Source organism: Rhodococcus sp. JVH1 (assembly GCF_000280725.2).
In the GTDB taxonomy this organism is placed as follows: domain Bacteria; phylum Actinomycetota; class Actinomycetes; order Mycobacteriales; family Mycobacteriaceae; genus Rhodococcus_F; species Rhodococcus_F jostii_A.
Map to the genome: position 1 here is coordinate 1 of NZ_CP166290.1, position 22544 is coordinate 22544.

The 22544-nt window shown below is 64.4% G+C and carries 16 protein-coding genes and 1 pseudogene; 9 read left to right on the forward strand and 8 right to left on the reverse strand.

Features of this window, described 5'->3' with window-relative positions; all coding sequences use genetic code 11:
- Positions 1-768 precede the first annotated feature (768 nt).
- The 6 genes from JVH1_RS37635 to JVH1_RS37660 all read left to right on the forward strand — a co-directional run bounded on the left by JVH1_RS37635 (position 769) and on the right by JVH1_RS37660 (position 7450).
- Positions 769-1683: a LysR family transcriptional regulator gene (locus JVH1_RS37635; RefSeq protein WP_009472960.1), complete on the forward strand. Its 915-nt coding sequence runs from the start codon at positions 769-771 to the stop codon at positions 1681-1683.
- Between the two features lie 76 nt (positions 1684-1759).
- Positions 1760-3121: an MmgE/PrpD family protein gene (locus JVH1_RS37640; RefSeq protein ID WP_043777602.1), complete on the forward strand. Its 1362-nt coding sequence runs from the start codon at positions 1760-1762 to the stop codon at positions 3119-3121.
- Positions 3114-3761, forward strand: coding sequence for an MmgE/PrpD family protein (locus JVH1_RS37645; protein ID WP_051033631.1), 648 nt, complete (start codon positions 3114-3116; stop codon positions 3759-3761). Before JVH1_RS37640 ends, JVH1_RS37645 begins: the two co-directional genes overlap by 8 nt.
- Before the next feature lie 59 nt (positions 3762-3820).
- Positions 3821-4933, forward strand: coding sequence for a carbon-nitrogen hydrolase family protein (locus JVH1_RS37650; RefSeq protein WP_009472963.1), 1113 nt, complete (start codon positions 3821-3823; stop codon positions 4931-4933).
- Positions 4930-5991: an LLM class flavin-dependent oxidoreductase gene (locus tag JVH1_RS37655; RefSeq protein WP_009472964.1), complete on the forward strand. Its 1062-nt coding sequence runs from the start codon at positions 4930-4932 to the stop codon at positions 5989-5991. The genes JVH1_RS37650 and JVH1_RS37655 overlap by 4 nt, the downstream gene beginning before the upstream one ends.
- Before the next feature lie 169 nt (positions 5992-6160).
- Positions 6161-7450, forward strand: coding sequence for an MFS transporter (locus JVH1_RS37660; RefSeq protein ID WP_009472965.1), 1290 nt, complete (start codon positions 6161-6163; stop codon positions 7448-7450).
- A 1105-nt stretch (positions 7451-8555) separates the two neighbouring features.
- Here the strand turns inward: JVH1_RS37660 and JVH1_RS37665 are convergent.
- Together JVH1_RS37665 and JVH1_RS37670 are read right to left on the reverse strand one after the other, a co-directional pair.
- Entirely contained in the window at positions 8556-11114 is a 2559-nt protein-coding gene (locus JVH1_RS37665; protein ID WP_009472967.1) for a S8 family peptidase, read from the reverse strand.
- Positions 11114-12118, reverse strand: a complete 1005-nt coding sequence (locus JVH1_RS37670) for an AAA family ATPase (RefSeq protein ID WP_043777642.1) — start codon at positions 12116-12118, stop codon at positions 11114-11116. The genes JVH1_RS37665 and JVH1_RS37670 overlap by 1 nt, the downstream gene beginning before the upstream one ends.
- A 262-nt stretch (positions 12119-12380) precedes the next feature.
- Between JVH1_RS37670 and JVH1_RS37675 the strand changes: the two are divergent.
- Together JVH1_RS37675 and JVH1_RS37680 are read left to right on the forward strand one after the other, a co-directional pair.
- Positions 12381-12578 (forward strand): annotated as a pseudogene (locus JVH1_RS37675) (citrate synthase); the annotation flags it as partial.
- Positions 12579-13215: 637 nt separating this feature from the next.
- Entirely contained in the window at positions 13216-14064 is an 849-nt protein-coding gene (locus tag JVH1_RS37680) for an IS5 family transposase (protein WP_009472970.1), read from the forward strand.
- Positions 14065-14322: 258 nt separating this feature from the next.
- Here JVH1_RS37680 and JVH1_RS37685 read toward each other — a convergent pair whose 3' ends face one another.
- The 3 genes from JVH1_RS37685 to JVH1_RS37695 form a co-directional block, all read right to left on the reverse strand.
- Positions 14323-14799, reverse strand: a complete 477-nt coding sequence (locus JVH1_RS37685) for a hypothetical protein (RefSeq protein ID WP_051033632.1) — start codon at positions 14797-14799, stop codon at positions 14323-14325.
- The gene (locus JVH1_RS37690; RefSeq protein ID WP_157173913.1) at positions 14780-15019 is read right to left on the reverse strand and encodes a hypothetical protein; all 240 of its coding nucleotides are present in this window, start codon (positions 15017-15019) and stop codon (positions 14780-14782) included. Before JVH1_RS37690 ends, JVH1_RS37685 begins: the two co-directional genes overlap by 20 nt.
- A gap of 365 nt (positions 15020-15384) precedes the next feature.
- Positions 15385-16854 carry a histone-like nucleoid-structuring protein Lsr2 gene (locus JVH1_RS37695; protein WP_051033634.1) on the reverse strand — a complete coding sequence of 490 codons (1470 nt, stop codon included), beginning with the start codon at positions 16852-16854 and terminating at the stop codon, positions 15385-15387.
- 192 nt (positions 16855-17046) lie between these two features.
- Here JVH1_RS37695 and JVH1_RS37700 point away from each other — a divergent pair.
- A protein-coding gene (locus JVH1_RS37700; protein ID WP_237735080.1) for an IS5 family transposase occupies positions 17047-17855 on the forward strand; the annotation gives its coding sequence in 2 pieces (ribosomal slippage) (positions 17047-17380 and positions 17380-17855; 810 coding nt in all).
- A gap of 855 nt (positions 17856-18710) precedes the next feature.
- Here the strand turns inward: JVH1_RS37700 and JVH1_RS37705 are convergent.
- From JVH1_RS37705 to JVH1_RS37715, 3 genes are all read right to left on the reverse strand, one after another.
- Positions 18711-19085 carry a hypothetical protein gene (locus JVH1_RS37705; protein WP_157173914.1) on the reverse strand — a complete coding sequence of 125 codons (375 nt, stop codon included), beginning with the start codon at positions 19083-19085 and terminating at the stop codon, positions 18711-18713.
- Positions 19086-19099: 14 nt separating this feature from the next.
- Positions 19100-20134 (reverse strand): helix-turn-helix domain-containing protein, encoded by a 1035-nt coding sequence (locus JVH1_RS37710; protein ID WP_009472977.1) that lies wholly within the window; start codon positions 20132-20134, stop codon positions 19100-19102.
- 416 nt (positions 20135-20550) lie between these two features.
- Complete coding sequence (locus JVH1_RS37715; RefSeq protein ID WP_043777616.1) at positions 20551-21450, reverse strand: alpha/beta fold hydrolase; 900 nt, start codon at positions 21448-21450, stop codon at positions 20551-20553.
- Between the last annotated feature and the right edge of the window lie 1094 nt (positions 21451-22544).

Below are 22544 nucleotides of genomic sequence, written 5' to 3' on the forward strand. Positions count from 1 at the left end.
AGGCTCCGCTACCTGCTTTTGAATCTATCTCCAATTGAACAGTCTCTTAATCTCCTCCGGACCAATCCCGAAGAATGCCAAAACTGTGAACGGGAACCCAGCGGCTCCCAGAATTGTTAAAATGAGTAAAATCACTTCCATCTCGCATTGTTTCTCCTTTCCTAATTTTCCACAGGTCCCACCTTGGCTCAACTCGAACTTCGATTACCTATTCAACAATAATCCCACGACATTCAGTCACTTGTCAAATTATCGACGCCATTCTTCGAGTGAATTAGAAACCTTCAATCTGCGTAAATTTTCGCCCCATATGTCGAGGTCAACACCATAATCGGATTAAGTGCATGCACTGTTGACGACTTCGGCCCTGGCTTGCGTCCGCCCAAATCGATTTTGACTAACCTCCCCTAATGCATCCCTTTTGCCCGAGCAAAATTACACCCCGTGGGGTGAAACCTCCGTTTGCCGTCCATCAAAGGATAGCGCCCAATAACTCCGCCGCGGGTTCACTAACCGCACGAGGAGTAGCGACTGGAATGTTGACGACAATTCGAATTCAGACAGTCCCCCTTTTTGATGGACATATTCGCAGAGTGCGGTACTCTGCTCGGTCATCTACGGTCCGTCGACCAGCACTCCAGTCGGAGGTCACAGCCTGGCCTGCTGTTGACTGCGGTCGGTTACCTAAGGTGAATCACATTCATTTCACCCCGGGTGACGAACGTGTTGACCTCTGGCGGTAGAAATCGATCAGAAGGGTCGAAGGGCATGGCGGACACACGATCGCAGCGGGTGAGCTTCGAAGACCTGGAAGTGTTTCTGGAGTTCGCACGGACCGAGCACTTCGGACGCACCGCGGCCGAGCTGAACGTCAGCGTCGCCACCGTCCAACGCAGCGTCCGGGCTCTGGAACGTAAGCTCGGTGTCGCGCTCGTCGAGCAGGCGGGCCGCCAGGTGAGGCTGCTGCCGAGTGGTCACGTCCTCGCCCGCGAGGCACACGGGGTTCTGCGGGCACGGTCGGATGCGATCGACGCGACACTGGTCGAGGCAGGAGGGCCACGCCGCCTGCTTCGAGTGGCGCATACCTACTCGCTCGGTCTGCGGTTCGTGCCGGTGGCACTTTCTACGCTGCTCAGCGAGCAGCAGGGCCTGAGATTCCGTTGCTGGCAGGGTTCCGCAACGTCGGTGCTGTCCTCTCTGTTGCGAGGTGAAGCCGATATTGCCTTCACCTCGCTCGCGCCGACAGAACCAAGGATGGTGGTCCAGCCGCTGTTCACGGAGTCGCTGATGCTTGTAGTGCCTACAGAGGACCCGCTCGTCGGCCGCCCGTCAGTCGATCTAGCCGAGGTCCGTGACCGGCCCTTCGTGACCATGGAACCCGGGTCGAGCAGCCGTACCCACCTAGTCAACGCTTGTGCCCGAGCTGGATTCGTTCCCCGGATCGCCGTCGAGGTCAACGATCTCTTCCTGGTCGAGTCCATGGTCGGTGCCGGGCTCGGGGTCTCGGTGGTGCCTGAGGGCATGAGCGACCATCATCATCCCAGGGTCGCCAGACTGCCGATCGGCGGAACAAACCCGCCGACCCGCACCATTTTCGTCGCGTACCCGGCGGGCGCAGCCAGTCACGACAGCACACATGCCCTGGCGAGGATCGCCCGGGGAATGGGGCGGGCGCGCAGTTGATCGTTGCAGATAATGCAACGATCAGGCCGCGCAAGTGGCGTTGTTCACCGATATCGCGCTACTTAGTGTGTGATCCATGACATCTGGAACAACGACCGGAACGGCCACCGCAGAGTTCAGCGCGCAACTGCTGGCGGCGGCCGCCTCACCGCTCCCGCCTGAGGCAGCCCGTGCGTCTCGCCGGACCCTGTTTAACGTGCTCGGGACCGCGATCGGCGCCGCGCGTACTCCGGCAGTCGATTCGCTCTTTGCCGCAGCCCGCCGCCGCGGGGCTGTTGGCGCGGCCGTTGTGCCGGGACGCCCGGAGAGCACGAATTCCTATTGGAGCGCCCTAATCACCGGCACCGCGGCGCACCACGATGACTACGACGACACTCATCTCGCCACGGTCATCCACCCCGGCGCCTCTGCCTTGGCCACGGTCCTCTCACTACAAGCGGATGCGGAAACCTCAGGGGAGCGGTTTCTCATCGCCTTCGCCCTCGGATGCGAGGCGCAGCTGCGGATCGGCAACGCCATCTCGCCGAGTCACTACGAACGCGGCTGGCACATCACCGGTACGTGCGGAGTGTTCGGTTCGACGGTCGCCGCCGCGCTCCTGCTCGGACTCGACGTTGAGACGACTGAGCGGGCACTAGGGCTGGCCGCGACCATGACGCTGGGGCACCGCGAGGGATTCGGCTCAATGACTAAGCCATTCCACCCAGGTAAGGCCGCCGCCAACGGTGTTCACGCAGCCCGACTTGCCGCCAGCGGAGCGACCTCCGTCCCCGATCCTCTCGGGGACGGAGGGGCTCTTGAAGTGCTCGCCACCGCCGTGGACCGTCTCGAGCTCGGCGGCTCCGAGTGGGAGTTGACGAAGAACACCTTCAAGCCGTATCCGTGCGGGATCGTCGCCCACCCGGTGATCGACGCGGCCGTCGAAGCCGCCCGCCAGGTTCCTGATCCGACCCAAATCACCGCGGTGTCAATCTCCTGCCATCCACTGGTGCCCGAGCTGATGGGGCGCCGGCAGCCCACCGACGGCCTGCAGGCAAGGTTCAGCGCTTACCACGCGGCAGCAGCCGGCCTGCTGGACGGCGAGGTCGGTCTACCCCAGTTCACCGACGCGCGGGTTCGAGCAGTGGACACGACGCGCCTACGCGATCTGATCACGCTGCAACCCAGCGGAGAGCGAGCCCGTGACGAAGCCACTGTCCGGGTCGAGCAAGCCAATGCGCAGCCGGTAATCGTCTGGGTCGAGCACGCGCGGGGGAGCCTCGCCCGCCCGCTAACCGACCAGGAACTGTTCACGAAGGTCGACCGCCTGGTCGAACCGGTGCTGGGAATCGGCGCTGCACAGCGGGTCGCGGACGCCGTCGACCAGCTCGCCACCACCCCTGGCCCGAACGAGTTGCTCGCTGCCATCCACCCGAATGAGGAATCAACACATGACTGACAAGACCAGCATCACTACGGACCGAGTCGTCCGCTACGTCCTGGAGACTGAGCCGGACCGGGCTGCCCTGCACGTTGCAGAATCCCAGCGGGATTCGTTCGTGCGCGCGGGAGGTCGTGCCCCGGAAGCTCTGACCACCCATTCCACGGACGATCCTCTGTGGACGGCATGGGTGTCCGGTGCGGCAGCGGCGCACGACTCCAACTTGACCTGGGTGGCCGTCACCGCGGCCGCGACGGCCCTCTGTGACGACGAGCGCGCGGTCACGGCAATCGCGCTCGGCCGCGGGGTCGCCGAGCTCGTCGCCGCCGCACTCGGCGATAAACATGCGGCCGAGGGCTGGGACATGCGCGCTACTGCCGGAACGGTCGGTGCGGTGGCTGCCACAGGCCGACTGTGCGGTCTCGACAGTGACCAACTCCGGAATGCGATTGGGCTCGCCGCAACACAGGCGGCCGGGCTTCTGGCCGCCGCGGGAACCGACGCCGAGGCGATCCAAGTAGGCAAGGCCGCGGCCAATGCCGTGGAGGCTGCTCTACTGGCCGAGTGCGGGTTCACCTCCTCCGCAGCACCGCTGGAGGGTCGACGTGGCTTACTCGCCCTAATGACGGACCGGCCTGCCGAGGCCCTGCAGGTTTAGCCGCGTGGCCAGGGTACCGAGGGCTACCACCGCAGACAACAAATGATTGGAACCCGAAAATGATCGAATATCCCCGCTACAAGGCCGCGGCGGCCCACGTCGCACCCGTCTACCTCGACGTCGAGAAGACAGTCGACAAAGCATGCGACGTCATCGCCGAAGCGGCCCGCCAGGGCGTGCGCCTGATCGCGTTCCCCGAGGTGTTCATCGCGGGCTACCCGCACTGGGGTCGAGTGGTGGCCCCGATCGAAACCGACGAGTTCTTCCAGATGCTCGCCGCCCGCGCGATCCGCGTCGACGGCCCCGAGCTGGCGCGGGTTCGCGCCGTAGCGGCCCGGCACGAGATCGTCGTGTCGATGGGGTTCACCGAGGGGACCGACGTGAGCGTCGGCTGCCTCTGGAACTCGAACGTCCTCATTGGCAGCGATGGAGCGATCCTCAACCACCATCGCAAGCTGGTTCCCACCTATGTCGAGAAGCTGGCCTATGCGAACGGTGACGGCTCCGGCCTGAAGGTATCTGCCACCGACATCGGACGTGTAGGCATGCTGATCTGCGGGGAGAACGCGAACCCACTCGCCCGCTACACGCTCATGGCACAAGGCGAACAGGTGCACATCTCCAGCTACCCGTCCGTGGCCCCTGCCCGAAACCCCGACGGCACCGGTGGATACGACATCCAGGACGCGATCCGGATTCGCGCAGCGGCTCACTCCTTCGAAGCGAAGGTGTACAACATCGTCGCCTCGACGCCCTTCGACGAATCGGCACGATCGTTCCTCGGGGAACTCGGCGAGCGGACTCTCGCGCTCTTCGAGAACGGATCGCAGGCGGTTTCTATGATCATTGATCCCACTGGGCGTCCGGTCAGCGAAGTACTGTCCGATAACGAGGGAATCTGCGTGGCCGAAATCGACCTGAGTCGCGCGGTCCCGCTGAAACGGATTCATGACGTCGTCGGGTACTACAACCGTTTCGACATCTTCTCGGTCTCGGTTAATCGGTCCCCGCAGGTGCCGATCGACCTGACAGGGGACGGCGGGCAGGCGGACCCGGTGGGTTACGGAGTCGGGGCCGACACGCTATCGCTGTCCCACCCGGACCCGACGCTGACGTACGCCGACCCGGCTCTCGGGGCGCCAGCGACTGGGAACGGGGTTTCAGCACCATGACAAGCACCCCGGGTGCATCGGAGCGAGCCAGCGGAACGCCGGCTCGCCCGGGCCCTCCTCAGCGGTGGGGCGGAACCGGTGCCCCGGGTGTCGACTTTGCCGTCTCCCTCCCGCAGTTCGCCGCCGACGGCGAGTTCGACCCGGTAGCGTTCCGCGCCTACGTCTGTCGCGCCGAGGAGCTCGGCTTCCACAGTGGCTGGACCCAGGAGCAGGTTTTCGGCCGCTCGCCCGTGCTTGGCCCACTCGAGACAATGGCCTACGCCGCGGCGTGCACGCAGACTCTGCGCCTGGGATGCGCGGTGTTCGTTGCCGGGCTGCACAACCCGGTGCTGCTGGCCAAGAGCTTAGCCTCACTGGACCAGCTCAGCCGGGGACGGATCGAGACGGGCTTCGGCATCGGCGGGCGCAACCGGCCGTTCGGCGCGTTCGGGCACGACGGCAGCGACCTGGTCGCGCGGTTCACCGAAGCGATGAAACTAATGCGTGCTCTCTGGAGCGACCCCTGCGTCGACTTTGACGGCCGGTTCTGGCAGCTTTTGGATGCCTCGATCGAGCCGAGACCGTTCCAGCGGCCCGGACCGCCGGTGTGGATCGGCGGCAGCCATCCGAACGCACTCAAACGGGCAACGCGCCTCGGAGACGGCTTCTTTGGCGCCGGTTCGGTGACAACCGAAACCTTCGCGGAACAGGCACGGATAGTCCGCGCCCTCGGTGGGGCAACCTTCCCGATCGCGAAGCGTGTCTACATCGTTGTGGACGACAACGGCGACCGGGCCCGCCGTCAAGTGGCGCGGGTTCTCCGCGAGTACTACGGCGATCGTGGGGTGAACGTCGACGTTGCAGTGGCCGGTAGTCCGGCTGACTGCGTCCACGGTGTCCAAAGAATCGTCGACGCGGGCGCCCGGCTGGTTCTATGCACCACGGTGACGAATCCGATCGAGCAGTTAGAGCGAATCGCCACCGAGGTGATGCCGCACGTCGTTCCACGGGCTCGGCGTGAGCGGTCGGTGCGCCCGGCTACCGAAACCGGGCCGCCGATGATTCGTCGGCTCCACTAAACACGGGGCTTCGGCAGGGCCAAATTCCCCCGGAATCGTGGCGCGCTATATCTGGGCCGCCCGAGCAGGACCATTCCATTCCATTCCTCGGTGAGTGGATCGATTTTCCAGGATTCAAGCAAGGGAGCTTGTCGTGTCCGCAACTACTACCCATCAGCGAACTCCGTCAGTGATCGCGAATGTCGCGAGAGGCTCACTAGGAAACCTCGTCGAATGGTACGACTGGCATACGTACGCAATTTTCAGCATCTACTTCGCGACGGTCTTCTTCCCCAAGGGCGATCTGACGGCACAGCTGCTGTCTACAGCAGCCGTCTTCGCGGTCGGGTTCCTGATGCGCCCGCTGGGTGGGTGGTTGCTCGGGATCTACGCCGACCGCTTCGGCCGGCGGGCCGCGCTGAGCCTGTCGGTGATCTTGATGGGCATCGGCTCGTTGCTTATCGGAGCGACTCCCTCCTACGCCGCCATAGGGATCGCCGCCCCGATCCTCCTCATCGTCGCTCGTCTGTTGCAGGGTTTGTCTGTGGGCGGCGAGTTCGGATCGAGCGCAACCTATCTCTCCGAGGTCGCCACCCCAGGCCGCCGTGGCTTCTACTCCAGCTTCCAGTACGTGTCCATTGTGTTGGGCCAACTGATCGCGCTGGCCGTCCTGCTCCTCGGGCAGGCATTGCTAACCGAGGAGCAGATGTATGAATGGGGGTGGCGGATTCCCTTCTTCATCGGTGCTGCCGCTTCCTTGGTTGTCCTCTACCTGCGTCGTCACATGGACGAGTCCGAGCAATTCAAGGAAGAACAGGCCGCCGAGCGCCTCGCTAAGGAGGAGGGCCGGGTCGTGAAAAAGGGTCTGCGCTCGCTCTTCACCGAGTACCCCGGCGAGTTCGCGGCCGTGTTCGCACTCGCGATCGGAGGCACAGTCGCCTTCTACACGTTCACGAGCTACTCGCAGCGATACATGGTCAACACCGCTGGACTCTCGAAGTCCGAGGCGTCTCTGGTCATGTTCGGCGCGCTGGTGCTCCTGATGGTCCTGCAGCCACTCGTTGGCCACCTGTCCGACCGTGTCGGACGCCGCAAGGTCATGGCTGTTTTCGCTGGTGGTGGGGTGCTGCTGACAGTTCCTCTACTGACCCTGCTAGGCCAGACGACCAACATTATCCTCGCATTCCTGATCGTCTGCGTGGCAATGGTTTTCCTCAGTGGTTACACCGCTCTCGCGGCGATCGTGAAGGCCGAGATGTTCCCGACGAAGGTCCGGGCACTGGGGGTAGGACTCCCCCACGCTTTGGTCACCGCAACCTTCGGCGGAACTGCGGAGACCGTCGCGCTCGCGCTCAAGCAGGCGGGCATGGAGTCGGCCTACTTCTGGTATGTCACCGGCTGCATTGCCCTCACGGGTATCGCCGTCTACTTCATCCCGGACACCCGGGACAACTCGGTGCTGGAGCCCAAGTCTCGATGACTGTGGGGAGTCCTTCCTGCCCGTCGACGCCGGGCAGGAGGTGTTCCGGAGGGCTGGCTTGATGCGGTCTCGACTGCGCCCGCTACGCTGCGGCCCTATCAGCAAGGTTCCCGGTTCTCGCACGTCCTACTTTTCCGTATACGTCCAGGACCACGGCCGGGACGGCTACGCGGTGGAGTCTACGGGCGGCATCCGACAGCCTCTAACGCGAACCCATTCGTTTCGCGAATGATCACTGACGTAGCGTCGGTGTCGCAGCAAGTGGGATCTGACCGGGGCGGAACCTCTCACCGGGCGTGATCCGCCCGCCCGGGCCGCCACCGAAGTTCCACGGAACTCGGGACATCCTCCCAGCTCGATATGGTTTGCTTCTTCCCCAAAGGCGCTACGACTTCGGAAATCTCGAAGCACTCCGAACAGGCATTCGCCGCTCTCAGTGAAAGAGGTTGGCATGCTGCACTATTGCGACTCGATAGCGAGTGGTTCCAGCGCCTGCACCCTCAGGTCCAAAATGATAGTGAGCACACCACCGTCCTGAGATGCTGTGTCATGAAGCCTGAGCATCTCAGTGTTGTCAAAGATTTCGTTACAGCAGCTTCCTCTGCAGCCACTTATGAGCGTGTCTCATGTGGATGAAGTGACTTGTGGCGCATTAGGTGACGCGTGGTAGATGAGATGTCTCTGCGGTTGGTACCTGATGCCTTGTGGGAGATCGTCCCCGCGCTTCGCCGCCCGCCCGCAGGGATGCGGCAGCGCCCCGGTGGATGGACCTGCGGCACGGCGGTCTCCGGCAGAAGCGTGCGCGCCTTCCCCCAAGTCCGGCAGGCCCAACGCATCGAGCCAACCACCGTAGGCGCGCGCCGGGGCCTGCCAGCGCCAGTTCCTCATCCACCAGCACCACCGGACTTGTGGGATACGTAACCCGGGCCACGAACCGGGCGATCTCCTCGGCGGTCAAGATCTCATCGTCGGCCGATCGAAGTCCAGACGGGGCGCAGTTGCAGGGTTGGCCGCGGACAGATGCGCCGCCTGCGGCAGCACTGCGTGAGGGGGTGACCGCGCAGGAGAGATGTTGCCGCGGTCGTTGGTACGCCTTCTCGGGACCTTACGTCTCGATGACGATCTCGGGTGCGATCTGCTGGGCGATAGGAGTCCACAGATCTACCTCCACGTTGGGCGATTCGATACTCACGATCAGGGAGTAGTGCACGCCATTGTCGCTTTGGTCGTAGGCACGTTTGTCTTTCCACCATCCGGCCACTGGATATACCGCAATTGCTTCCTTGCTGGCCAGATCGACTGCAGGACCTTCCCAGATATCCGTGTGGAGGGACCCGTTGGCCTGTTGCTGGTTCGATCCGAACAGCCACCCTTTCTCGGTCGTCAGCGAGATCGGCTTCTCCCCGTCTTCGCGGGCGCGGGCGTTGACGCGCATCCGGAACGCATCGATGGCGTCCTCCGGTCGGCGGACTGCGAACCGCAGCATGTGCGAGGGGTAGGCATATCGACCGTTCCAACCGCGATTCGATGGGTTCGGTTCAACAAAGTAGGACAAGGTCACGCGGAGAAGAACATCCACTCCACCGAGCGCTTCGAGTTGCTCCTTGGGCCACGGAAGCGCGTGGAGATTCATTTCGCGCGCTCGTCCGATCGTGGCCGTTCCGTTCTCCCTCTCGAAGGGGTGGATGCGTGATTCTGCGATAAGTGTCAGCGCGTCCGACGCGCTGTGCAAAGCCCGGGACAGACTCGGCACACCCATGCCGTAACGCCGGAGAAGTTTGACCTTCTCGGCCTTGTTCGGTGCCGATTGGATGCGGCGACGCATCGCTTTTGTCCATTGCGCGGAATGGACGATCAATCCTCGGACTGTTTCCGGTCGTAGATCGGGATACTCGGCCATGATCTGGCCAGCGAGTGCCGCTACTTGAGCGGTGGCTGCGGAGGTGTCTCGGGTCGTGGTGAAGGCTCGTTGTTCCAGAGGGCTCTGGAGTTTGGTGGTCAGGACTGCCAAACTTTCCGGTGTCTGGGCGGATGACCGATCCGGTGCGACGGCAACATTTCCGCCTTCGGCTACCACATCGGGCTTGAATGGCCACTTGGCGTCGAATTCTCGCGATGTTCGGCTGACCGGGGCCAATTCTCCGCGGGGGGCCAGTGGAACATAGTCGGCGAATACCGGATCCGCGCCTCCCATGTCGCCTTTGTCGGTGTATGCGCCGACAGTTAGCGCGTTCCATGCTTGGGCAGGGTCTTCCACCGGCTCGCCGTCGGACCGGACCAGGTGGTCATCTGTTGGGTAGATATCGCGAATGTTTCCGGCCGAGATGATGAACAGCCGCGTGTGGAGGCGGTCGGAGCGGTCGATGTAGGTCAGCTTGCTGGCGGTGTCGTCGATTGCCCGTCCGTATGCCAATGCGTCTATTGCTGCGGACCAGGATGTGGGCTTGCCGGGATCAGTGGCGTCGTCGGCCGTGGTGCGTTCTTCGCGTGCGGGGCGAGGAGCGGTGACTGCGAGCATGAATGTTCGGCTGCGGCGCGGAGCTTCGATCTCCGGTCGGTCGACAGATTTGGCGGTGATGGCACCATAGAGGTCCCGCTTGTTTTCACCGTTGTCCGGCAGGAACTTTACTGACTCGAGGCGGTGTCGCAGGTGGACGTCATGGGAGTTGAGCACGGCCGCGTGGAGATCTCCGTAGAGTGCAAGCCCTGCCATCTCGGTGCCGTGTCCGTGTGTCGGATCTTTCTTCCAATCGGTCTCCGCGACGTGGCGGTCCGAAGTGTGCAGAGAGTGCTGTAGGAGTGGATGGCCGTCCTGGATCCCGGTATCGACCACGCACACTACCGGAGCATCCTCGCTCGCCGCGCGCACGCGCACGAGGAGATCGCCAACCCAATCGGCCTGTTCGGAGGCCGACATCTCGGTCAGCACGCTGGCTACATCGCTGGGCCAACGCAACTCGGCAATATCATCGATGGACTCGAATATCTGGGAGAGTTCGTCGATCGTCGCTTGCAGCAGAAGCACCGTTCGGTCACTGAAACCGAGATAGTGCGCGCTCGTAGCCAATTCTATCTGGCGTGCCTGGTCGGTGAGGCGACGAAGCTCGTCCCCATCTCGTCGGCGGAGCCAGATTTCCCACCAATGACGTTTGCCGTCATCGAGCGGGAATAGTCGGCCGGCGTCGGTCCACAGCTCGCGGATTGTGGCACGGCGGATCGAGGCGATGCCCTCGACGAGGGTGGCATTCTTGACGGTCTCCTTCGCCAATGACGCAACGTAACCAGTCAGTCGGCTGAGGAAGTACTGCTTCTGACCGTCCGGAATGTAGACCGTGGCCATCTGGACCGGGCCCTCGTCCGTGACTTCCTCTTTAACGGCGACGAGCTCGGGCTGTTCGCCGCTTCCCAACGGATCGAGACTATTCAGCGCGAGATCGAGGCCCGCGAACGACACGAACGTGACGAGCGTGCCGGTGACCTCCTCATCTTCGCTCTCGGGTGCGAGCGCCGCGCGAAGCTCCCGCTCGAGACGGCGGCCGTGGGCTGCACGATCGCCGGTGAATGGTGCGGTCTTCTCTCCGTTTCGTCCGGAGTTCACGGACTTGAAGGGCTCCGCCTGTGGAGGTGTGGGAATGACGAGATGCGGTTTGTTTCTTTCTGCCATTACGGTTTACGAGTCTCATCTCCGTGGAAGGTTGTCCGACGACGGTCCTCCAGCGCCGACACAAGATCGTCAGTGCGTATCTGCGCGTCACCGGCGAGAACGGTGCGCTTCGCCGCATTCTCGGCAGCTACGGTGATCTCTGCGTGGCTGAGACCCCGGGCTGAGCTGATGATCCGTTTCCACCCGAGGTTGCTGAGGCGGAAGTTCGCGAGGCGGTTCTTGATTACCGCCCGAACGGCATCTTCGTCCGGAAGGGGGAACGAGACAACCGATTCGAATCGACGAAACATTGCCTTGTCCAACAATTCCGGGTGATTGGTCGCAGCAACAATGACGCTCTCGGATGTCTCTTCCTCGAGAAACTGGAGGAAGGAATTCAACACGCGCCGAATCTCCCCGACATCGTTGCCTGCTGTTCGGTCGCCCGCAAGGGCATCGACCTCGTCGAAGAGATACACGCCCTGGGTCTCGGCTAGAGCATCGAAGATCAGACGCAATTTGGCGGCAGTCTCACCCATGAACTTCGTGATGATGGTGTCTAACCGGATTGCGAACAACGGCAATCTCAGCTCTCCTGCGATCACTTTGGCTGTGGAGGTCTTACCTGTCCCCGGCGGCCCCACTAGCAACATTCGCCGCACTGGGCTCAACCCGTGACGAGCAAGGTCGCCGCGTCGGCGCTGCTCGAGGAGGAGGTGCCGCAGCCGATCGGAGACGTCGTCAGCGAGTGCTAGGTCGGACAAGCGAGCGTCGGGGTACGTCACCGACAGCAGGGAGGCAAGTTCACCGCGGGGCTGCGAGACCGGCACCACGGTCGCGATGCGAGTGGACTGGACCGACTTCCTGCGCAGCTCGTCGACCATGTCGCGAAGTTCCTGAGAAAACCGCTCCTGCCCGGATCGCGCAGCCTTTGCCGCGACCTGCATCGCCACGGAATAGAACTGTGGATCGTCGCGGTCTGCGTGACTCTTGACAAGGGCCTTTAGCTGGTCGTTTGTTGCCATCGGCCCTCCTCGGAGCTCGTCGTGTGCGAAGGTTCTGCCCACGCAGAACATGGGGATCATATCCTTGGACGCACTTCACCTGGTCGGGCGCGCCCAGATCGACACCCTCCCCTGCTGATTTCCACAGGCTGATGCTAAGCAAACCTGTCAGAGGGTGGCATTTTGCACATGCCACGGCACAATCGCCGACGACGGAAAATGCGGCGTCCGGAGCCTCGCCTGCAGCCCTCATTGCTCGTCCCATCGACGACGGTGGACCACCGACTTCGCCGAGGTCCCCGCGCACATGATGCCCGCGATGTTCACCTGCGGCCGCCCGCCGGCTGGTGCGTCCAACATCCTCGAACAACAACGTCTCGGCAAGCTCGTCCGCGCCGCCGCCATCTACACCGGACCCGCACCACGCCCCCGCACCCCCGAGTCCGTCGAGGGCTGGGACACAATCCCCCACACGCGCTGACCATTCGACATCCTCGTCCGAGGAAACCCAGACGAGCGCGAACAGTTTGCAGGAAGTCCGGCCTGACCAGATACGCGAACGGAGTACCCGTGGAGGCCTGGAGGCAACGAGTGATTGGGTGCGCGGCTTCGAGCGCGGTGGACCTGTCCTGTGGTTGGTGGTGCTGGTCAGTCCGGCGGTCCGCCTTACCCGACTCGGGATCGCCGATGAGGAACCCACCTGCCCGCAGCGCGATTGGGCGGGGTTCCATCCCATCGGGGGCCCGCCGCATCTGAGTAACCGCAGCACCAGCAGCTATCCAAGACAGCAGCCACGAACACACGGTCACGCCAGATCGCCCGTCGCTGTCTCAGGTGAGCGCTCACCAGTACTCAGGCCCAGCGCGTCGGCCTTCTACCGAAGGTATGCCCCCCGCTCCGGACAACCACCCGCTACCGGCAATCGGGCGATACCCGCCCAGAAATGGGCGGGTATCTGCGCTGCGTCAAACGCACCCCTACGATCGAAAGGTATCCCTACTGAGCGGCGTTGGCGGTTACTGTGTTCGGCGGACGTCAGAAGGACGTACCTGAGAGAGTGTTTTGAAAGTGTTCGATTCGGGCGCGGCGGACCGGCCGGTGGCGGCATGATTGGGTCCGTGGTTGCTCGCAGGAATCGTCGCAAGCCGACGCCGTATCCGTCCGATCTGACCGATGCCCATTGGGAGTTGATCGCACCGATGGTGCCCACGGCGCTGCCGGGCGGTCGCCCGGCGATCCACGATCGACGGCGGATCGTGGAGGCGATCCTCTACGTCAACCGCACCGGTTGCTCGTGGCGGCAGCTCCCGCACGACTTCCCGCCCTGGCAGACCGTTTTCGGGTACTTCCAGCGATGGAACGAGTCCGGGGTGACCGACCGCATCCACGACGCGCTGCGGGCGAAGCTCCGTGACCGTAGCGGCCGGGATCCGATGGCGTCGGCGGGGATGGTCGACGCGCAGGCGGTCAAGGGTGCCGACACGGTCGGCACGGACACCCGCGGATGGGACGGCGGGAAACGGGTCAACGGCAGGAAGCGACACGTGGTCACGGACTCGCTGGGCCTGTTGGTGGTCGTGCTGGTGACCGCGGCGAGCGTGCAAGACCGCGACGGCGGGCGCCTGGCGTTGTCCCGGGCGAAGACAGTGATGCCGTCGATGGTGTTGGTGTGGGTAGACGGCGGCTACGCCGGACGTCTCGTCGCGTGGGTCGCGGAGCATTGCCGGATGACGCTCGATATCGTGCGGAAACCCAAGGGGCAGCTCGGATTCACTGTGCTGCCACACCGTTGGCTAATCGAACGGACCCTGGCGTGGATCGTGCGTTGCCGTCGACTTGACCACGACTACGAACGTCTCCCGGCGCACTCGGAGGCGATGATCAAATGGGCAATGATCGGATTGATGACCCGACGACTCGCCCCCGCACGCGGACGACGCCCCTGGCAGTCGACCCGCGCGGCGTGACACTTTCAGAACACTTTCTCACTCGTCTCGTCGCACACCTTCGTTGCACCACTCCCGCCGCCCGCCCGGCCTCGAACCCGGGTGGGCGGCAACGAGAAGACCGGAACGGGAGGCGTCGTCGTAGGTCACCGGCGGGGGCTTGGCGCCCCCAACGCGGGCCGCTCCTCGCGTGACGCGCAATGCACCGTGCGCTCGGTCGCACACGGTAGCCGCGGGGCGCATGCCCAGACCAGTACCGGTGACACCCGACCCGTGAGGTCACCGGGCGCCGACACCCTCACCCGGGGCCCGGGCCAGCACCCAGACCAGCACCACCGTTGCCGTCAGCACCCCGGCCACCACCGCGATAACGCACACGAACGTCGCAGGGACGGTGGAATACCCGAACAACCCAGCGGCGCCCACACCGGCGGCAGTGGCCGTCAGCGCACCGACCGGGAGCAACACCGCGAGCCTCCGCGGGGTCGCCGCGCGTCGATCATCGCCCGCCGCGGCCAACACCCACCACACACCCAGCAGTGCACACCCGTACGCCAGCACCGCGCTGCCGACGTAGAGCACCAGCACCACAGCCCACTCCACGGCGATACTCACGGTGGCCGTGAACACGGCATACAGCAACACCAGCATCGGCGACAACCCCACGGTGACACCGCCCAGGGCCGCGGCGACGGTCCGGCCGAGCAGGAAGGTGCGCCGACGGCGGCGTTCGTCCTCACTCGCCGCGTCCCGCACCCCCCGCCCACCCGGACAGCCACAGCACCACCCCGCAACCGGCCCCGGCCACCGTGGCACCGCCGAGGACGACCACCGCAACAATCGATGGAACAGTCACACCCGGCTGGAACGACGTGGCCACCATGTACGGCCGCGACGTGAACGCGGCGAACACCACCGTCGCCACCAGCCCGACGACCAAACCCACAACCCCGACGATCCCGCTCTGTCTCCCCACCCGCACATCGTGTCACCGAAAGGCGCTCGGGACGGCGGCACTCGGCGGATACCGGCGGTTCCCCAACGCATATGCGACCCCGCAGGTCCACCAGCCGTTGTCGACCTGTAGCGCCACTCGCCCCACCGCGGCATCAAAGTCTCCCGCCGCACCCGAAGCGCCACGCACAGGTCTGCCCCTTGACCAGAACTCCCTACACCCAATCCACTCCGCGCGGGAATCGTCACGTCAGGTGCGCCGGGATACCTCGCACCCATCCCCGGCACCGCTGCGCGGACAACCGCCCACCGAAGATCATGATCGCCACAGGCTCATAGCCTTCGCGGCAGGATGGCCACGCTGTGCACCAGGGCAATGTCGCAAACTCACGCGACCGGCATCTCGGCCTGAGCATCATGGAAGGCTCGCTCGATCTCGACCGGAATCCGGCCGCGGGAGGACACCTCATGACCCGCCCCGATCGCCCACTCACGAATCTCCTTCGGCGACTTCTTCGCCGGAGCCCTTCTCACCACTTCCCTCTTCACCGGAGCCTTCGCCGCGACCGACTTCTTCACGACCGTCTTCTGCGCAGCCACCTTCGTCGCGACTACTTTCCTCATGGCCGTCTTCGTCGCGGCCGCCCTCGCCGCGACTACCTTCTTCTCCGCCGGAGCCTTGCTCGCCGCTACCCTCTTGACCGGAGCCGCTGCAGCCGTCTTCTTGGCAGCTGTCGTTTTCGCGGCCGTCTTCTTTACCGGCGCCGGTTTTGCCTGCACTTTCTTCACCTGAGCGTCATGGAAGGCTTGCTCGATCTCGGCCGGAATCCTTCCGCGGGAGGACACCTCGTGGCCCGCCCCGATCGCCCACTCACGAATCGCCTTGTTCGTCTTCTTCGCCGGAGCCTTGCTCGCCACTTCCCTCTTCACCGGCAACTTGGCTGCGGCCGGCTTCTCCGCGACCGGCTTCTTGACGGCCGGTTTCTCCGCAGCCGCCTTGGTCGCGACTACCTTCTTCGCGGCTGTCTTCACCGGAGCCGTCGCCGGGGCCGCGTTCCTCGCAGCTGTCTTCGCGGGCGTCTTCCTTACCGGCGCCGGTGTTGTCTGAACCTTCTTCGCCTGCGCGTCATGGAAGGCTTGCTGAATCTCGGCCGGAATCTTTCCGCGGGAGGACACCTCGTGGCCCGCCCCGATCGCCCACTCGCGAATCTCGCTGGACGTCTTTTTCGCCGGAGCCTCACTCACCACTGCCCTCTTCACCGGCGCCTTCGTAGCGGCCGGCTTCTTCACGGCCGTCTTCTTCGCAACCGTCTTCGTCGCGGCTGTCTTCGTCGCCGAAGCCGTGCTCGCCGCCACCCTCTTCACCGAAGCCGTCGCCGCGGCCGTGTTCCTCGCAGCTGTCTTCGCGACAGTCTCCTTTACCGGCGCCGGTGTTGTCTGAACCTTCTTCGCCTGCGCGTCGTCGAAGGCTTGCTCGATCTCGGCCGGAATCCTTCCGCGGGAGGACACTTCGCGCCCCGCCCCGATCGCCCACTCACGAATCTCCCTGGACGTTTTCTTCGCCGGAGCCTCACTCACCACTGCCCGCTGCGGCGGAGCCTTCTCCTCGATTTCCTTTTTCACGGGCGTCTTCTCCGCAGCCGCCTTCTTCGCGATTGTCTTCTTTGCGGCCGTCTTCTTTACCGGCGCCGGTTTCACCTGAACCTTCTTCGCCTGAGCGTCATGGAAGGCTTGCTCGATCTCGGCCGGAATCCTTCCGCGGGAGGACACTTCGCGGCCCTCCCTGATCGCCCACTCGCGAATCTCCTTGGTTGTCTTCTTCGCCGAACCTTCGGAACCCTTGGTGGATACCGCCATGTTGTCTCCTTCTTCGCCGGGCCTACGTCGAACGCACACAGTAACGGCAGGCGGCTTTCCCCGGTAATCAGGAAGCTCACCCGAGCTGACATTTCACCGTCCCCAGCCCATTGCCCATCTGGACAGGCCCACACGATCCTCTTAGAGTGTGTCTCATGTGGATGAAGTGATGTGTGGGACATAATGTGACGCGTGGTAGATGAGCTGTCGCTGAGGTTGGTTCCGGATGCGTTGTGGGAGATAGTCGAACCGTTGATACCGCCTTTTGTCGCCCGGCCACAGGGAGGCGGCAGTGCGCCGGCCGATGACCGGGCGGTGTTCACCGCGATCGTGTACGTGCTCACCAGCGGATGTGCGTGGCGGCACCTGCCGCCCTCGTTCGGGGTCACGGTTCCTACTGCGCACCGAAGGTTTACCGCGTGGGTGGCAGCCGGGGTGTTCGAAAAACTGCATCGTAAGGTGCTCGACCAACTCGGTAGTGCGGGCGAACTCGACTGGACGGCAGCAATCCTGGACGCGGCAAGCGTCCGGGCAAAAAGGGGGGTTCGCTGACCGGCCCCAGTCCCGTCGACCGCGGCAAGAAGGGATCGAAGATCCACGTCCTGTCCGAAACAAACGGAATCCCACTGGTCGTGGGCGTGACCGGGGCGAACACTCACGACAGAACGATGCTGCAACCAATGGTAGCCGCGCTTCCGGCAACGAAGTCCAGGCGCGGACCACGCCGACGCAAGCCGGGAAAGCTTCGCGCCGACAAGGGCTACGACTACGACATGCACCGACGGTGGCTGCGCGAACGAGGCATCGTCCCGAGGATCGCCCGCCGCGGCATCGAGCGAAACGACCGCCTCGGCCGGTACCGGTGGAAGATCGAACGCACCATTGCCTGGCTCACCGGCTACCGACGTATGACCATCCGCTACGAACGCCGCGGCGAACACTTCGCCGGCTTCCTTCACCTCGCCGCCGCACTCACCTGCTTCAAGAAACTCCCCACATGAGACACGCTCTTAACCGTCTCGCGGCTCCACACTCAGTTGCACCACTTCAGGTAGGACGAGCGCGACTGATCCTGGCGGGACGATTCCCCCGCTGCATCCCGAAATGTGTCGGCGGCTGCGGCATCAACGTCGGCCTTGACGCATTCGGTGTTCAGTGTGACGAGCAGGGCGTGCGCCTGGCGGTCCCGCGCCTACTCCACCCGAGAGTGGTGTCGCAAAGTTCGTGCGGTGCAGCGTCTCCCGAACTCCGGTGGCAGTGGCTCCGAGCCGACGTTGCAGGCCCGAACGCCCAGTGCGGCGCCGATACGCCTGGCGAATCGGGCGCCAAGACCACCGCTTCGTTCGCCCTGGCACACACCCGGTCCCGATGCGTCGAAATGCGCCGAAGTAGGCGCCCTCCCCAGACCTGGGAGGCCGGAGTACTGGGTCCACGCAGCGATCGCCGCAGCATCCGAATCCAACGCAACTGAGGTGGGCAACCGTTTCAGGGCTCGAGTACGTGGGCTCGAATCAGCGCACCCAGTCGCGCGGGCGGCATGGTCAACCCTCGATCCGTTGCTGCCGATCGACCATCGCGACCAGGACGTACAACGCTCGCGCGGCGTCCCGGCGCGTTCCGGTCTGCGGGTACCGAGCTTCCACCGTGTCAGCCGCATCCGGTGCTCATGAACGATCGCCAGCAGCGAGCACAGATCGCCGACATCCTTGGCCGCCGAACGGTTTAGCCAGGCAAGCGCTTTGAGAACGACAGCGGCCTTGAGGCCTGGGACGAGCGCATCGAATATCTCAGGGTGTCTCCGCTGTGCAGGTGCGCGTGAACTGACACCTCGAGTGGCGGCGCGGACAGTGCGAGACTCAACCCCCGGGATGGCGTCGAAACCCGCGATCTCCGACGTACACGGTGTCCATTCGCCGACCGGTCGTCAGCGGCACGAGCAGATCCACTGCCAGCGGTGTGTCCTGCCCCGACAGTGCTTCGTAGTGGTTGCCCCTCACCCGCGCATACCCTCGGGCGAGAAGGTTCGCATGCAGGTCCGCACCGCCGGCGACGACGGCGTCCATACCCGCATCGGCATCGGCGGTCACGCGGGCCACTGTGCCCTCGGTGGGATACGCGTGGCGCAGAATCTGCACCCTGCGGCCGCCGATGATGCGGTAGTTGTGCCCGGGTGGCGGCAGCGAGATCCGCGAGCGCGCGTAAGCCGAGGTCCGCCACGTTGGAGGCGGCATCGATGCGGACGCCCTCATCCACGCCATGCCCCGTCCAGGATGGCTCTGCGCAGATGCTCGGCCGCTTCGGCTGCGTCCGGGCCCGGGCCGGCGAGCACGTCGTGCAACGCGATGATCGGATCGACGCGCACCACCGGCGCCTCCGCCGGCACGACAGCCATTGCTCCCGGCGGGCGTGCCGCTGCCGCTGCCGCTGCGGTGCCCCACAGGGTGGGGTCCTCCGGCACCGTCACCACCATCGTGTATTCCGTATCGGTGGCGGGGGTGAAGCCGGCGGCGGTGAGGTCCAGCAGTTCCCGGCTGTAGAGTCGGGCGATCGCCGGCAGCCGCCAGGGTGCGTACTCATCCGCGGCCACATCACCGGTCCGCAGACAGGCCACCCCCGCCGCGGTGCTCCATGCGGCCACTGAATCTGCTTGCCGCACCACTGGATCGAGCCCGTACCAGTAGGTGGAGACGCCGCCCGGACCCGGGTACTCGGACAGCCACCGCTCGAGTGCTTCGCCGCGCTGGACGATGGACCATCCGTGGTCGGTGCGCTCCGCGAACGGATGGCGGCGCAGGGCGTGGGAGACCGATTGCTGCGTGACCTGCAAGGTGGCCGCCAGGTCGATCTGTGTCATCGGCCTACCGGCCAGCAGGAGTATCCGTTCGACCGCCCACCGGGTCCATGGCCGGCGCCCACGACGGGCATGCCGGTCCTCCGACCGGTCGTCGGACGGCGCCGCGGACGTGTGGTCGGTCCCGGAGATGATGACACGCCCCTCGTCGATCGCGATGAGATCCACCACCGCCTGTGCCCCCAGTTTCTGCAAGTGCGGCGTTGCATGGGTGGTGACGAACAGAAACCGGTTGTCCGTCCGCCCGCGGCGGAGGTCCTCGATGATGCTGGGGGTGGGCGGCTTCTTGTAGACCTTCACCTCGACCTCCACGGTGCCCCCGTCGGGGAGAACCAGGACCAGGTCAGCGGGTCCGCCGGAGACGATTCGAATTCCCGCCCGACGCAGCAACAGCAGCGCACTCGACAAGAGTCGATCCGCAGGATCCACCTCGCCACCTCCTCGACCACCATCATCATCACCACAGCTAGCTGGTGGTACAAACTAAACTACTCTTTCGTACTTTAGATTGTTCAGAGGATGGATCGTTTTTCGGCCCACTCTGGCGGCACGGCGCCTACATACCCGGACGCCCTCCGGCCGTGCCGGGTCGGCGCCCCAGACAAGAGGAAGGAGGGCCGCTCCCATGCCCCCACAGGACAGTCAACGCGGGTGACCAGCGCCGCGATCGTTTCCGGCAGCTGCTGCTGACCGACAGGCGATCGGTGGACTGCAGTTCGGTGGCCGCATCGAGCGACCACTCCGACGGCGACCGGTGTCGGGGCGAATCCCACCACCGAGGCAACCGCCACGAATTCAGATCCGAAACGAGGAGTCATGGCCGGCGTTCGAGAGTCTCGATGGCGTCAGTGACGCACTGCGACAACGTCTTCGTCGAGAAATCCCTTCAACCCGCCACCGAAGACATCGTTGTCGTCGCCGGCGACCATATGGCCGGCCCCGATGACGTCGATCAGCTTGGCGGTCGGGATCAGCTCGAGCAGTTCCTTGGCGCCTTCCTCGCTGACCACATGGGATTGCTGGCCACGCACGAGCATCGTAGGAACGGTGACCGCGGCCGCGGCGGCACGAGCACGTTCGTAGCGCACGATCGAATCCGCTTGGCGAGTAGGTTCGTCGCCCTGGCGAAGGAACGCCGGATCCCAATGCCAGAACCAGCGTCCATCACGCAGACGGAGGTTCTTGCGCAACCCATCCGGGTTGGGCTTGCGAACCCGGTTCGGGGTATATGCCGCGATCGCCGCCGCAGCCTCGTCGAGACTCTCGAAACCCTCAAGGCCACTGCGCATGAACGCCATGATCTCCGCGGTACCGCTCGTCTCGACCTTCGGTGCGATATCGACCAAAACCAGACCGCGAGCGAGATCAGGGTTCTCCCCCTGCCCGATCAACGACGTCATACCGCCCATCGAGGCACCAACGAGCACCGGCTTCTCCCCCAGCTCGGCGACGATCGAGGTCAAGTCGGCGACCAACGCATCGATGCCATAGCCCCCGTCCGGTGCCCACCGACTGCCTCCATGCCCACGCGCGTCCACAGCGATGGCGGACCAACCGTCCGCCGCGAGGCTACGTCCGGTGTTACCCCAGGAATGCCGGGTCTGCCCGCCCCCGTGCAGCAACAGAACCAAGCCCTTTCTGTCGACGCCCGATTTACCGGCACCCGGAGACGGTGGATCCCACCGGTCGGCGGCAAGCGTGACACCGTCACCGCGGAATTCGGACTGTCTGACTACCGGATCCATGGAGTTCCTCACCAACATCGTCGCGTTGAGCCTTCTCCCATGTTGCACCACGCGGTGAACAACGATTCACCCCGTACCCGTTGCACCTCACCCCGGCGGTGTCCTCGGCCCCATACGTCCGCAGCGGGCATGCCGTGGGCGTAGCTCGGCGTGCCACCCGACTTGTTGGATCCAATTTGGCGTCATGACGACTTCGGGCAGCGACCGGGATCCCCGGACCACGCTCAGTGCTACGACAGCGACGCTCCGATCCCCGGGCCCGCACAGGCCCGCGGCGGTCCCAGAGGCCCGAGTTGGGCACCTACCGACCCGGCCATTCCCACACCGAGCTTCGGGCGGGCACTCAAACGGGCACACCACCCCGCCGGATGGCCGGTCCGGATCCGTGCGAAATCGCGAACCATGGAAGGGCCCGATCAACTCTTCACACGCTAGAGGCATCCATGCTCGAAAACCCTGCCCCACCGCCGCGGACGTCACCGGCAACCCTTACCGCACCCGCGGCCGAAACCCAGCATCCCGTGTCGGGCTCACCCCCGATCGCAGTCGAATCGGCAACCGTGCGGCCCGTCGGCGGCGTGCCCGGCCTGGCGTTCCCACAGGCTCTCCTGGGCTCGACTGGTTACGGCAGTCCCTGAGTGTCTGCGATCTACTCGCCAGCGTGCAATCCATCAGCCCCCCCGGACCGCGCGCTCGTTGCTTTCGCCATCGAGTGGGCCCCTTACGGCGGCGCCGACGCCGGGGACTGTTCACCAAATTCGGTGTACAACGGAACCGGTTCCTATATCTCCTCCAAGCCGCGATGACCCCCAGACCCTCAGACCTGGATCGCCTACGCATCCTCAAGACCACCCTCTGCAACGAACTCCTCCGCGCATGGAACGAAACGCCAACTCACAGCGGGAAATAGTGCCGCAGGATTTCAGCACGCGGGTACCCGAGGGCAGCACAGAAACTTGTGCGCCGATCAACTGAACAGACGGTCCCCGAGGGGGATTCACGAAATGAGCGCGCCGGCCTCGGACACGGTGACAAGTTCGTTGTCGGCCGCGTCCACACGAGGACGAGCCGCCGCTAGCCCGGCCGCGGCTCGC